Origin of the sequence: Paenibacillus solisilvae, from assembly GCF_042656405.1 — a bacterium.
Taxonomy (GTDB): domain Bacteria; phylum Bacillota; class Bacilli; order Paenibacillales; family Paenibacillaceae; genus Paenibacillus_Z; species Paenibacillus_Z solisilvae.
Genome location: NZ_JBHSOW010000007.1, coordinates 97,756 through 111,028, shown reverse-complemented (window position 1 = coordinate 111,028; position 13,273 = coordinate 97,756). Strand labels below are relative to the sequence as shown.

The following is a 13,273-nucleotide window of genomic DNA, read 5'->3' as shown; positions in this document are numbered from 1 at the left end:
ATGAATAATTCTTACACATCCCCCATTTTCTCAAAATTATACAATGACTTTATTGATTCGGGATTACTTGCAGACCTTCATGGGAATCACTTGAAATTACTGCTTGCCATCTGTTCCCACGTAGACGGAAAAGGTATTGCATTTGTTTCACAAGAAACCTTATGCAAGGAAGCTGGGTTTACGGATGGGGCGCACGTCCGAAAGTGGTTGACTCATAAAGAATCAGGTCTGCTTCATTACCGCTTCAACGGTGAACACGTGATTGAACTGAAAGACACAGGACGGAATCCATTGGGGCAACCTTACAACATTTATCGTATCCTGCCCCCTTCCAGATTGGGAAAATTTGAATTCAATTCACATGAAGCCACAGGTACGGATATACCTCTGGATAGTGAAGCCATAGGTACAAAAATCAAAAGCCACAGGTATAAATCGACTTATCCCACAGGTACGGATATACCTCCTAATAAGAATAAACAAAAGAATAAAGATAATATAAAGAATGGCTTCGCTGAAAATCTCAACGGTAAGGATAAGGATAAGACCGTTGGAACTAATAAAAAAGAAGAAGAAGAACTTAATAGAATGGTTGAACGGCTTGGGGGAAGTAGGTGAAAAACCTTCCTTCAAGCTTCTTTTTTCGTTGTCCTCAATTTGTCTAAAAGTGCGGTTTCGTTTGCCCACTGGACACACTTGGTTTCATCTAATGAAACTATTGGGGGCAGGTGGAAACGTCTAAATCCCTTGATGAGACTGGATTTCCCCCAGTTCTTTTAACGTTGGGTAACTGCTTAAATCTCCGTTAAACCTGCCCTGCACGTCCTGCCCCCTGAATTTCCCACTTGACCTTTTGCCAATCCTGTTATTATCGCTGCCCATTGTATTATTCATTCGTTCCCATTCCCTTACCGTTGCCTTCCCATGTCACCCCTGTAATTGACCTGTAAGCGACTGTATTCAACGTATGGGACTGTTTCCCCTCTTAGTCACCACAAGCCCTGTAAACCTTGTATGGAACTGTACGACATAGCCGAGAAAGCCCCTTGTAATCACGCTGATACACCTTGATACACCGTTACAACTACAATCAAAACATAACAGGAAGATGTTATGTACAGTCATGGTTCTGCATATCTTTGCATACTTATTCACACGTTCACACAGGGCTTGACGTTGGCATACAGGGCTTACGAATATCACAGTGGGATTGTCTGCACATTGGGCTAACGTTCAGCACAGGGACACACAGGGCTTGACGTTGGACAAAGAACACATAAGGGGGGGTACACGGGGGGGGGGGAAGGGGTATAGCTGCCCCTGCAATAGTGGTTCAGAATATACATACAAAATTTTTAGAAAGTCGGGGGTCAACGTGAACCCCAACGTTAAATTACGATATGTCGTAAAAGGATAGCGCATTGTCCAAACGTGTTATATCATGGGAAGTACAACTGGAAAGGACGTGACCTCATGGAGAAACAGGAAAAAGAAGAACTGCAATTAGACCGATACTTACGGCTTTTTACTGGAAGAAGAAGACAACTGGTGGAAAAAGAGAAAGGAAACTGTTGAAGCGGCGGAATGAATCCAACCGCTTCTTTTTATTTAGGCTCAGTTATCATTGAATGTTGATTTTTGAGCAAAAGAAACCCACCTCATGTTTAAGGTGGGTGATTCAACTATAGTTTAATGAACTTGCAATAACTTTTCCTCTTTTGAACTTCATCAAACAAAGAATCTGATGACCCGCATGAAGCACATTTTAAAATACTAGTCCCCTCCAGCTTACTTACTCATTACCACTCCAGAAGTCTCGTAATTCTTTTTCTGTTTCAGATTTGAGTTCATTCAGCTTTAACAGCATGAATTGTTCCTGTTTGGATAGAGAAGAATCAGAATTGATTTTACTAAACAATTCTTCAATTTTTTTAGTTATAATTCCCACACAAATATCAGTAGCCTTATCGTAACCATCGTAAAATGCCTTAGCCATTCGTGTATTTTCTGATTCCCTTACATGTTCCCTTACATCATGTAATGTATCAGTTAAAACCTCTTTCACAAACTTTTTCATTATCGTTCTCCAATCTGTATTTAAATGAAAAAATAAAAAAACTCCTTAAATTGTTAGCTTAATGATAAATCAACAACAAAGAATAACATAGCCTTTATTTAAGGGCAAGCCTTACACCGTCGCCAATCATACGGCTTGCTTTTTTCATCTGCCTTTTCAGATATTGCGGTTAAATCATCTGAACAGTATTTCGGATAACGGGTTGTATAAGTGCCAATGCGTGCAGGAACCGTCAGATGCCAACAACCAACCTTATGTAGAACGTTGCCCGTTTTTCCTCCTGCATGATTGAACACATAACCGTCAACATGTTCCTTGCACCAATCTTCATATTCTTTTTCTCTCTTGGAAAAGTATTCAACATCAACCTTAGCCTTTGTCATAACAATCACCGCTTTCCTCTTTGCTCATTTATTAAGGCAATTAAAAGTCGATACAGATTTAAAAAGGTTATGAACATCAAATCTACTATTCGTACAGAAAATCATTTGTTATAATATGGAAGGCAAAATTCTTAATAGGGGGAAAATAAACATTGGTAGATGATTTGGATTTAAGCTCTTCCAGAGTTTTCAAAATCACAACTTACATTATCATTATTGCTTTATTCGTACTTATGTGCTTTTCCATGCCAAATCAGTACGACAAACGTATTCTGGTAGTTATTCTCTTAATAGTTTATTTATTTTATTTTTTTCTCTTAGAAATTCCATTGCACGAGAAACTTCATTATTGGAGGGCAAGACACTTGGGATTTAGAGCTAGAGTGGATTTAAAGTGGACGCTTTTAAATCGTTTATGGCGGATAAATCCAAGACGACCTCCTGTACCAAGCCATCCCAATGTTAGGGTCTACGGAAAGCAGCGATTTCTACAATTTGTATGTATAACAATTTCACCAATTTTAATTTTTTTATTTTTTGTAATTTTGTTTTCAATTTTATTATCTTTCTTTTGGCAGAATAATTATTTTAATGTCGTTCTTGTGATGGCTGAAGTAACAATTTTAATATCGTTTTTTGTATTATTGGGGGACTTTTTTTATATTGTTTTTGCCATAAAGAACCGTATTAGATACGGGAACGGAATCCGATTTGTAGACGACGGAACACGCGTGATAGCTGAAATATAAGAGCAGAAATAGGTGACGGTCAAACTGTTGCCTTATTTTTTTTGTTATGAAAAATGGGAAATCAAAGACGTTGAACCACAGTATGATTAGCTTGCCGCAACAGCTATAATATGGTTTCACTTTCACTTCTATTGCCTTCATAAATAAAATCACAATCCTTTAATAAAGATTGTGTGATAGATAAATTCCACGCACGCATGCGACTATGCCACCTTTTATGTTTCAAAAAGGTCTTCCAATTCATTTGGTAAATAGCATTAAGGGTTAAGTTTTTATCAAATATTGCTATAATCACATATTCAAATTTTTGTTTTTCTTCTTCGATAGAATTTGGTTCATTTAATCCGTAGAAAACACCAGTTACTTTCCCGGAAGTAGCTTTGATACTGTATCTATCACCATTTATACTTATCGCATCAATGTTTTGTGTGCCAGTTGGAGCTGCTTGCAATTTGGGCAATCTTGTTGTCTTATTATAATGTTTAATTACCAAATACTCTCCAAGTTCTCCAATAACATTGTTTGTTCGTATTATTCCTCTTTTTTTTAATTCACTTAACCATACCCCGTAGACTTCAACTAATTCCGATTCTTTCATTTCTTTAAAAATACTGAAAATATCAATTCCCATTTTGTCCTCCAACCACTGCTTCCACCTAAAAATGGCATTATTTAATACATAGAATAAGCACAGATACAAAATAAGGACAACCGTATTGGAAGCCTGATTTATTACTCTTTATTAAGACTTTCTTTCCAATTGAGTAAATCGTGGAGAACTTCTCTAAAATCCTTATTAAATGGATACTGTTCAGAAAGTTTGTCAGATTGACTTTCTTCGATTTTATCCCATTCCTCACCCAACTTAATACAAGCGTCTATTGCAATATCCAGCGCCTTCTTAAATTCGTCCACTTTCTTGACTCCCCTTTTATTTTAAACTTTTAAACAACTAGTTTATATCTATCATATTCTACCCTAGCAATAATTGACTAGGCAAGAGTTTTCAAATATAATAACCTCGTAGTGTTAAAGTATTTCTTTAACTTTTTGGAGGGTTACATAAATGATTACAATAAGTAAAGATAAAGTCAGGGTACATATGAAAAAGCTCGGCATAAGTACTCAAAAAGAATTAGCTGAAAAAATGCAAATGACAAAAAATCAATTATCCATGCTATTATCTCCTAATTTTAATCCTATTAAATCAAATGCTGTGAAATTATGTGAAACGCTAAGCGTTGATATTGAGGAAATTATGGAGAGCGAACAAATTGAATTAGAGTTAGAAGAAGGCATTACTGATGAAACTGAAAATGAAGCAGCTTTTATTTTAAATGATAAAGGTGAGCAAGATTTTATTGAAGTTAGAGATGTTAGACCAGAAAGACAATATAATTGTGTAGAGCTATTTGCTGGAGCAGGAGGTTTAGCGCTTGGGCTTGAGAAAGCTGGTTTTCATTCTAATGGATTAGTTGAAATTGACAAGTTTGCATGTAAGACCCTCAGAAAAAACAAACCTAATTGGAACGTACTTGAGAAAGACATAGTTGAGGTTGCTGAACTAGGCATTAGAAACTTTATTGATAGTTCTGTAGGAGAGATAGACCTTTTATCTGGTGGATACCCATGTCAAGCATTTAGCTATGCAGGTAAAAAGATGGGGTTAAATGATGCAAGGGGTACTATGTTTTACTATTACGGTAAAATCCTCGAGGATTTAAAGCCAAAAATGTTCTTGGCAGAAAATGTTAGAGGACTTGTAAACCATGATAATGGAAAAACTTTATCTACAATGTTGTCAGTCTTTGAAGAGATTGGATATGAAGTCCGTTGGAAAGTTCTAAGGGCATTAGACTATGATGTTGCTCAAAAAAGAGAAAGGATAGTTATCGTAGGAATCAGAAAAGACTTAGTTGAAAAAAACAATGTAACATATAAATTTCCTAAACCATATGGATATGAGCTTACCCTTAGAGATATTTTACAGAATGTACCTAAGTCCGATGGAGCTAAGTATCCAGATTCCAAGAAAAAAGTTCTTGAACTTGTGCCTCCCGGTGGCTATTGGAGAGATTTAGCCGACGATTTAGCCAGAGAATATATGGGGAAAAGCTATTACTCAGGTGGAGGTAGAACTGGAATGGCTAGGAGGTTATCCTGGGATGAGCCTTCGTTGACTCTAACATGTTCTCCTGCTCAAAAACAAACAGAAAGATGCCATCCAGATGAAACTAGACCTTTTACAGTTAGAGAATATGCTAGAATACAGAGCTTTCCTGATGAATGGGAATTTGTAGGTTCCACAGCATATGCTTATAAGCAAATTGGAAATGCAGTACCAGTAAATATGGGTAAAGCAGTAGGACTTTCTATTGTGAATGTTCTCAATCAATTAAATTAAAAAAAAGTGGATGTTGTGATAACATCCACTTTTTTCTAAAGCTAAACTATGGTTTTAAACTATCCTCAATTTGTTTGGCAAGTGCATTGATAATATTCTCAACAAGAGCAGAACCATCATACTCAGATGCTACATCACCAATAGCATCTGTAATCCGTTGATAGAAGTCAGCATGTCCTGTAAGTCTTTGCCAAAATTCTACGCCCACAATTACAGGATGGTCTTGTTGAAGTCTTTTGTAATGCCCACTTAGCTCACTGGGTGTTCCATAGAAAACACCAATAACTAAGTCATTTAATCCAATGTTTAGATTATTGGTTTTCGCAAGATTTTTAATCCCTTTGAAATGACTTTTTATTGTATCAACATCGTCAGCATTTATGGTGTTCGTACCTGCTTTTATTTGACAGTACTTTCTTCTGCCGTCTAGTTTGTCAATAAACTCAATATCTAGTCCCGGTATGGCGGATGCAAACCCTTCTAATACTTCGCTGCAAAATTTTTGCAACTTACTACCAAAGATGGTATTAAGGGAAGTTCCAATTACTCTTGGATACACAAGAGCTTTTGCTATACTTTTTGGGTCATCATTTCCTGTAATAAAAGTAGCCTTGTACTTGTCTAAGAAAGGATTTAACCTAAAAGAACTAAGGTCTCGGCAATCTTGAGCATTTTTTATGTGACTTGGAACAATGTCATTTCTAAAAAAGTGTTTTGCCTTTTCGATAATTAGGTTAAGTTCATCTTCACTCAACCCTTTTTGGAGTAGCTCTTGATTTTCCCCGCTCATTTATTTCATTCCCCCAAGATAGATGTGGTAAAAGCCATAATATTATGGTATTTGATTTACCAGTAGATTATGTACTATTTTCCATGATTCTAATTACTTATTTTTTCCATTCTATCACGGACTTACTTTTATTACACTATAGTTTTCTATTTTGGAGGTATTTCTCGACTTGTGCTTTTTAATTATCCAATATGGCAAACGTATTTCCTAATAAAAAACTCCTTCTTTTTAGTCATACTTTTGGTCATGCAATACGGTATTACAATTCGGACACTCAGTTGTGCATTTTCGTTCGTATTCCAACTTCTCTTTCGAAGTTAAGTCCTTTGGGTATGCTTCAATTTCTTTGACAAGCATTACGCCGCCGCAAGAACAAATAAACATTTTTGAATCATCCCTTCCACAACATGAATTTCAGTACCATTTGTTCATTCAAACAAAATTCGACATAGAGCAACGATAATCCTTCCCTTCTTAAAAACAGGTTATTTACAAATAAATACAGGTAGGTTATGATTAAGCCAAGTAAATATCATCCATTTCATTGAGCGGAAGCACCGCCATTACGTGTATACACGTTTGGTTGGTGTTTCTTATTTTATAATAATGAAGGTGGAGTGATTACGAATGAAAAAAGTAATACGGACTGACGCTGACCTTGATAATTGCATTTACTTTCAATCCAATATTGAAGTAAGTATTGGTGGGGAATTGGACGACATGGGGGTTTTGCAGGATTATTCAGAAGAAACAATAAAGGTAAACGGATACTACTATTTAAGATGTAACTGCACCTTGACTACTGCCAAATAAATACAAAATGAATTAGGGGTTTCGGAGTGTTCATGTTGACCACCAGTGACCCCACGTGACCAAGAGAAACCCCAATTTTATTCGTCAGCTAACGATACCTCAAAACGCTGAAACCGTTGGTGCATAAGGCTTTTCTAGTTGCGTGATATTGTGACATAACATGTACCGCTGTAGTCCGCCTTGCCGCCGGCTGATGCCCGGCACAGCTCCTCAAATACAGCCTCCGGCGAATCGTATTGAAAATATTGACCCCGTCCCAGCCTCTCAGCCAGCTTTCCGATGAGCTTATAATCCTCCATGACCTCACCCGGCACTTGAAAAGCGCGGGGGCGATGAAAGACACGGCCCTCTAAATTAGTTAACGTCCCCTCTGCTTCAAGGAAAGAGGAGCCTGGCAGCAGCCAGTGCGCGTAAGCTGCCGTCTCCGTCTCAAACATGTCGCTCACAACGAGCAGCTCCAGCTTTTGCAGCGCTTCAGCAACCCGTGCGCTGTTGGGGCTCGATACGAGCGGATTGGAGCCCAGAATAATCATGGCTTTGATCTCGCCGTCATGAATCTTGTCGAACAGCTCGTAGGCGGATACACCTTTGCCTGGCAGCTCTTCCGGCTCAATGCCCCATACTGCAGCGACATGCTTACGTGCTTCCGGATCGTCAATCATCCGGTAGCCTGGCAGCTGATCGGCCTTCTGCCCATGTTCGCGGCCGCCTTGGCCGTTCGCCTGACCGGTGACGGGCCCGAAGCCGCATCCGGGTTTTCCGACTTTCCCTGTTAAGAGGCAGAGATTGATGTAGCTCAGCGTATGTTCAACACCATTTATCTGCTGTTCCAAACCGCGTGCAGTAAGCACGATACCGGTCTCAGCCTTAGCGAAGCCGCGCGCTATCGTGCGGGTGACTTCCTTTGGAATCCCGGTATACAGAGCCACCGTCTCCGGTGAGAAATGCTCTACGGCTTGACGTACTTCCTCGAACCCTGTTGTATGTGACTCCACAAACGATTGATCATATAACTTCTCGTGAATAATGACATGAAGCAGCCCATTAACGAAAACAGAATCGAATCCCGGCTGCAGATTCACATGAATGTCGGCAATCTTGGAAGTCAATGTCTGACGCGGATCAATGGTAACGATAATCGCCTTCTGTTTCTTGGCGTCGAGCAAATAAGGGATCATCGTCGGCTGGCATTCCGCGATATTTGTACCCGCCAGAATGATATATTTGGCTAAAGGAATATCATCCAGCGGCAGGTTTAAGCCCCGGTCAATTCCGAAAGCGCGATTCTGGGCGGCGGCAGCCGAGGACATGCAGTATCTGCCATTGTAATCGACGTACTTGGATTGCAGGGCAACACGCGTGAATTTGCCAAGCAGATAGCAAACCTCGTTCGTAAGTGAACCGCCTCCAAAGACTGCAACCGCATCATGACCATAACGCTGCTGAATTGATTTCAAGCGGGAGGAGATATCATGAAGCGCATTATCCCAGGACGCTGAGACCCAAGGGACCCCTGGCGAAGGAAAGGACTGCCGCCGCATTGGGGTTAAGAGACGTTCTTCATGAACGACGTGACCCAAGGCATGCAGTCCCTTTTGGCATAATCGGCCCGTCGCTACAGGAAAATCAGGACTCGCCTTGATCTCCCATCCGAGATCCGTATCTGTTCGAAGGAGTTCGATACCGCACTGCATGCTGCAGTAGCAGCAGTGGGACTTACTTCGGTTCTTATTCGGTTCCGCAGCGATGGGCGATGCGGCTGCCATAATCATTCCTCCGTTTGGTCACATTAGGATGCGACTGTGCTCTTGATTGAGGACTGGTCGATAATCGCTTTGCCGCCATTGCCGATCCAGGTTTTTTTCCAAGCGCCTTGTACGATGAAGATGATCACGATACATAGCAGGGCAACCCCGCTTAGAATAAGGAAACCAGGCGTATAAGAGCCGCTGGAGAGCTTCAGGTTTCCAAGGATTTTTGGAAGGAAGTAACCTCCAAGACCGCCGGCAGCTCCGACAATACCCGTTACAATGCCGATCTCTTTTTGGAAACGCTGCGGAACAAGCTGGAATACAGAGCCGTTACCCATACCAAGCGCCATCATCCCTATGAAGAGAAGCGGAATCATAAGGCCAAGAGGCGGAAGAGTGGAGATGCAGGCCATCATGATTCCCACGACTCCATACAGAGTCATCAGCATGCGGATACCGCCGATTTTATCTGCTAACCAGCCGCCCACTGGACGGAACAAGCTGCCTGCAATAACACAAATCGTTGCAAAGTCTGCTGCCCGAACGGGGCTGAGGCCATATTGGGTATTGAAGAATATCGTTAAGTAGTTGGACATGCCGACAAATCCGCCGAACGTGACGCCGTAGAAGATACAGAACAACCAAGTGTCACGCTGTTTAAGTATGGAACCGTAATCAGTGAGTTTACGCGGTGCTGGCTGATTAGGGCTGTCTTTGGCCAGAATCGAGAAGACAATGAAAATAAGGATAATCGGAATCAGAGCAAGGCCGAACACGGCATGCCAGCTGCCGTAATGCTGGGCAAGCCGATTGGCGAACAAAGTGGCAAATACCGTACCGCTGTTGCCGGCGCCTGCGATTCCCATCGCGAGTCCCTGATATTGCGGCGGGTACCAACGGCTTGCAAGCGGCAGCGCTGCAGCGAAAGAAGCGCCGGCTATGCCAAGCAGAATGGCAACGGTGTACAGCTCACTTAATGAATCAACGAATTTCCAGCCCCATACGAGTGGAACCATTGTTAGGAGCATGCCGATTTGTCCGGTCCGTTTGGGGCCGATGACATCGGTGAAATAACCAAGTACAAGACGCAGAACGGAACCGCCAAGCACAGGCAAGGCGACCAGATTGGCTTTTTGAGCGGCATCCATGGGGTAGTCATTCATAATAATGACGACGAGGGGGCCGAGCAGAACCCAAACCATAAAGCTTGTGTCAAAATACAAAAACGAACTTAAGAGTGAAGGGGTATGGCCGCTTTTCAGAAAGCTTTTTCGATCCATCATGGGTAAAACTCCTCTCCAGGGTTAGGCTGCTGCTCTTGTTATTTTAGCGGCAGTATTCTACTTTTTCTCTATACCACAACGGCCGTGAACACAATAAGAGGCCGCACGCAGTCCAAAGTGAACTGCAATACGGCCTCTTTGCCAACGGCTTGCACACCGGTGTGCAAGCTCGATATGAGTGAGATTCACGTCATTGTGATCCTAGTTGAATTATATGCGAGCGGGAAAGTTCATGTCAATATACCTTACATAAAATATTTTGATTGCGGGGAACGCTGGATAAACAGTCGAGGTTTTCTATAAAAATGGGAGAATTGGTAATGTGGGGGTTGGTTATTGAAACAATTCTATGTCATGTAATATGACATAACGAAATGATGTAATCTATCTTGACACGTTGAAAGGTCCCAATTATAATTATAAAAAAGAATAATACTGCGACGGCACAATGATGTGTCTTCTAAAATCCGGCAATGGAGCCTATTCTACTGGTCATGATGACGAGTAGAGTAGGCTTTTTATGTTTTCTCAGCCTGTTAAGCGTTTCGTAAAGAACGATAAGGAGAGATCATTACATGAAAAGAAAGCTAGTCATGATCGGTAACGGGATGGCAGGGGTTTCGGCTTTGGAGCAGCTGCTTAAGCTGAATCCGAATCGCTATGATATGACGGTAATTGGCGCAGAACCACATCCGAACTACAATCGAATTATGCTGTCGTCGGTGCTTGCAGGTGATGCGAGCATGCAGGATATTATTCTGAATGATTGGGATTGGTACAAGGATAACAATATTACACTGCATGCCGGACAGACGGCAGAGCGTATCGATACAGATAAACAGATTGTCACGACGGATAAAGGGATTTCAGTTCCATACGATGAGCTGATTATCGCTACGGGCTCGCTTCCATTCATGCTTCCGCTGCCAGGCGCGGACAAGGAAGGGGTTATCGCATTCCGTGATATTAAAGATTGCGAAGCGATGATCGACGCATCGAAGAAATACCGCAAGGCAATCGTCATTGGTGGCGGTCTGCTTGGCCTTGAAGCCGCACGCGGTCTCGTCAATCTCAATATGGAAGTCAGCGTTGTGCATATCTTCAATAATCTGATGGAGCGGCAGCTGGATCCAACCGCATCGCGCATGCTTCAATCGGAGCTGGAGAACCAAGGGATGAACTTCCTCCTCGAGAAGCAATCGGACTCCATCATGGGCAAGAAGCGTGTAACGGGTCTTAAATTCAAGGATGGCACACATGCAGATGCCGATCTCATCGTTATGGCAGTCGGTATTAAGCCTAACGTACAGCTGGCCAAAGACAGCGGCATCGAAGTGAATCGCGGGATTGTCGTCAATGATTATCTGCAAACGAGCATTCCGAACATCTACTCTGTAGGCGAATGTGCGGAGCATCGAGGAATTGCTTATGGACTGGTCGCGCCGCTGTACGAGCAGGGGGCGATTCTGGCGAAGAAGCTGGCCGGGATAGAAAGCGATGGCTACCAAGGCTCGGTCGTATCGACGAAGCTGAAGGTGTCCGGCGTTAATGTGTTTTCTGGAGGACGTTTCGCCGATGAACCGGGCACGAAGGCACTTCGTGTACAGGATGACCTGAAGGGCGTTTATAAGAAGGTTGTTTTTGAAAATGGAAAAGTGGTCGGTGCGGTTCTGTTCGGAGATACCGCTGACAGCTCGCGTCTATTCTCGGTTATGCGCAGCGGGGAAGACTTTACCGGACGCGAGCAGGAAGTGCTGTTCGGCGCTTCCGGTGGCGGCAAGACACTCAGCCCTGCAGATCTTGTAACGGCGATGAGCGGGGATGAAATTATTTGCGGATGTAACGGAGTCTCGAAGGACGCGCTCATATCCGCAATAACAGAAAAAGGCTGCACGACAGTCAACGAGCTTAAGGCTTGCACCAAAGCATCCGGCGGATGCGGAGGATGCAGACCGCTGGTTGAAGCTGTGCTGACTACGACGCTTGGCGTAGATTCCGTAGTTTCCGCGAAAGAAGGCATTTGCGGCTGTACGACACTTACACGCGATGAAGTGGTAGAATCAATCGGACGGATGCAGCTCACAACAACGAAGGAAGTTATGAATGTGCTGGAGTGGAAGAATCCTGAAGGCTGCTCCAAATGCCGTCCGGCATTGAACTACTATCTGGCTGTTGCTTTCCCTGAGGAGCATGAGGATGAGCCGGAGTCACGCTTCGTTAATGAGCGTAACCACGCTAATATTCAGAAAGACGGTACGTTCTCCGTTGTTCCGCGGATTTACGGAGGTGTAACGACGCCGGAGGATCTGCAGCGGATCGCTGAGGTCGCGAAGAAGTATCAGGTGCCGCTCGTGAAATTCACCGGCGGACAGCGGATTGACCTGCTCGGCGTGAAGAAAGAGGACCTTCCGGGGATGTGGAAGGATCTCGATATGCCATCCGGCTACGCCTACGGCAAAGCGCTTCGTACGGTTAAGACTTGTGTCGGCTCGACCTTTTGCCGTTTCGGTACTCAGGATTCCATCCAAATGGGGATCGATATGGAGAAGAAATTCGAGCGTCTCGGCACACCGCATAAGGTTAAGCTCGCTGTATCAGGCTGCCCGCGTAACTGTGCGGAAGCGACGATTAAAGATCTCGGCGTCGTAGCGATTGAAGGCGGATGGGAGATTTACGTTGGCGGCAACGGCGGTACGAAGGTACGCGCGGCCGACCTGCTCACAAAAGTAAAGACCGAGTCGGAAGTAATGGAGTGGACCGGCGCGTACCTGCAGCATTACCGGGAAACAGCTAATTTCGGCGAACGGACGAGCGAATGGCTGCAGCGGATTGGTCTGGATACGATCAAGAAAGCGCTGGGGCAGCAGGCGGATCGTGATGCATTGAACGTGCGGATTGACAAGACGCTGAGCCTGACTACAGATCCATGGAAACAAATCATTGAGAACGACAAGCTTAACCGTGTATTTGAACCATTAGCGGCACCGGTATCTGCAGAAGCAGCAGCTGCGAGAGGAGAATAA

General features: G+C 43.1%; 11 protein-coding genes. 4 read left to right on the top strand and 7 right to left on the bottom strand.

Features of this window, described 5'->3' with window-relative positions:
* Complete coding sequence (locus tag ACFPYJ_RS01585; protein ID WP_379186282.1) at positions 1-618, top strand: helix-turn-helix domain-containing protein; 618 nt, start codon at positions 1-3, stop codon at positions 616-618.
* Between the two features lie 1,174 nt (positions 619-1,792).
* Here ACFPYJ_RS01585 and ACFPYJ_RS01580 read toward each other — a convergent pair.
* From ACFPYJ_RS01580 to ACFPYJ_RS01565, 4 genes are all read right to left on the bottom strand, one after another.
* Positions 1,793-2,077 (bottom strand): hypothetical protein, encoded by a 285-nt coding sequence (locus ACFPYJ_RS01580; protein WP_379186281.1) that lies wholly within the window; start codon positions 2,075-2,077, stop codon positions 1,793-1,795.
* A gap of 98 nt (positions 2,078-2,175) precedes the next feature.
* Positions 2,176-2,469, bottom strand: a complete 294-nt coding sequence (locus tag ACFPYJ_RS01575; protein ID WP_379186279.1) for a hypothetical protein — start codon at positions 2,467-2,469, stop codon at positions 2,176-2,178.
* Positions 2,470-3,312: 843 nt separating this feature from the next.
* On the bottom strand, positions 3,313-3,840 hold the full coding sequence (locus ACFPYJ_RS01570; protein ID WP_379186278.1) for a hypothetical protein: 528 nt from the start codon (positions 3,838-3,840) through the stop codon (positions 3,313-3,315).
* Between the two features lie 101 nt (positions 3,841-3,941).
* Positions 3,942-4,124, bottom strand: coding sequence for a hypothetical protein (locus ACFPYJ_RS01565; protein ID WP_379186277.1), 183 nt, complete (start codon positions 4,122-4,124; stop codon positions 3,942-3,944).
* A 151-nt stretch (positions 4,125-4,275) separates the two neighbouring features.
* Here ACFPYJ_RS01565 and dcm point away from each other — a divergent pair, with 151 nt between their 5' ends.
* On the top strand, positions 4,276-5,613 hold the full coding sequence (gene dcm / locus ACFPYJ_RS01560; protein ID WP_379186276.1) for a DNA (cytosine-5-)-methyltransferase: 1,338 nt from the start codon (positions 4,276-4,278) through the stop codon (positions 5,611-5,613).
* A gap of 46 nt (positions 5,614-5,659) precedes the next feature.
* Here the strand turns inward: dcm and ACFPYJ_RS01555 are convergent, their stop codons facing one another.
* Positions 5,660-6,403 (bottom strand): PmeII family type II restriction endonuclease, encoded by a 744-nt coding sequence (locus tag ACFPYJ_RS01555; protein ID WP_379186275.1) that lies wholly within the window; start codon positions 6,401-6,403, stop codon positions 5,660-5,662.
* A 627-nt stretch (positions 6,404-7,030) separates the two neighbouring features.
* Here ACFPYJ_RS01555 and ACFPYJ_RS01550 point away from each other — a divergent pair.
* Positions 7,031-7,216, top strand: coding sequence for a hypothetical protein (locus ACFPYJ_RS01550; RefSeq protein WP_379186274.1), 186 nt, complete (start codon positions 7,031-7,033; stop codon positions 7,214-7,216).
* Between the two features lie 134 nt (positions 7,217-7,350).
* Here the strand turns inward: ACFPYJ_RS01550 and ACFPYJ_RS01545 are convergent, their stop codons facing one another.
* Positions 7,351-8,982, bottom strand: a complete 1,632-nt coding sequence (locus ACFPYJ_RS01545; protein ID WP_379186273.1) for a molybdopterin oxidoreductase family protein — start codon at positions 8,980-8,982, stop codon at positions 7,351-7,353.
* A gap of 23 nt (positions 8,983-9,005) precedes the next feature.
* Positions 9,006-10,247, bottom strand: coding sequence for a nitrate/nitrite transporter (locus tag ACFPYJ_RS01540; protein WP_379186329.1), 1,242 nt, complete (start codon positions 10,245-10,247; stop codon positions 9,006-9,008).
* Between the two features lie 578 nt (positions 10,248-10,825).
* Between ACFPYJ_RS01540 and nirB the strand changes: the two genes are divergently transcribed.
* Positions 10,826-13,273 carry a nitrite reductase large subunit NirB gene (gene nirB / locus ACFPYJ_RS01535; protein ID WP_379186272.1) on the top strand — a complete coding sequence of 816 codons (2,448 nt, stop codon included), beginning with the start codon at positions 10,826-10,828 and terminating at the stop codon, positions 13,271-13,273.

Excerpts from the sequence above, each read along its gene's own strand:
- dcm (WP_379186276.1), top strand. The coding sequence starts at position 4,276 with ATGATTACAATAAGTAAAGATAAAGTCAGGGTACATATGAAAAAGCTC.
- nirB (WP_379186272.1), top strand. The coding sequence starts at position 10,826 with ATGAAAAGAAAGCTAGTCATGATCGGTAACGGGATGGCAGGGGTTTCG.
- ACFPYJ_RS01555 (WP_379186275.1), bottom strand. The coding sequence starts at position 6,403 with ATGAGCGGGGAAAATCAAGAGCTACTCCAAAAAGGGTTGAGTGAAGAT.
- ACFPYJ_RS01540 (WP_379186329.1), bottom strand. The coding sequence starts at position 10,247 with ATGGATCGAAAAAGCTTTCTGAAAAGCGGCCATACCCCTTCACTCTTA.
- ACFPYJ_RS01545 (WP_379186273.1), bottom strand. The coding sequence starts at position 8,982 with ATGGCAGCCGCATCGCCCATCGCTGCGGAACCGAATAAGAACCGAAGT.
- ACFPYJ_RS01570 (WP_379186278.1), bottom strand. The coding sequence starts at position 3,840 with ATGGGAATTGATATTTTCAGTATTTTTAAAGAAATGAAAGAATCGGAA.
- ACFPYJ_RS01580 (WP_379186281.1), bottom strand. The coding sequence starts at position 2,077 with ATGAAAAAGTTTGTGAAAGAGGTTTTAACTGATACATTACATGATGTA.
- ACFPYJ_RS01550 (WP_379186274.1), top strand. The coding sequence starts at position 7,031 with ATGAAAAAAGTAATACGGACTGACGCTGACCTTGATAATTGCATTTAC.
- ACFPYJ_RS01585 (WP_379186282.1), top strand. The coding sequence starts at position 1 with ATGAATAATTCTTACACATCCCCCATTTTCTCAAAATTATACAATGAC.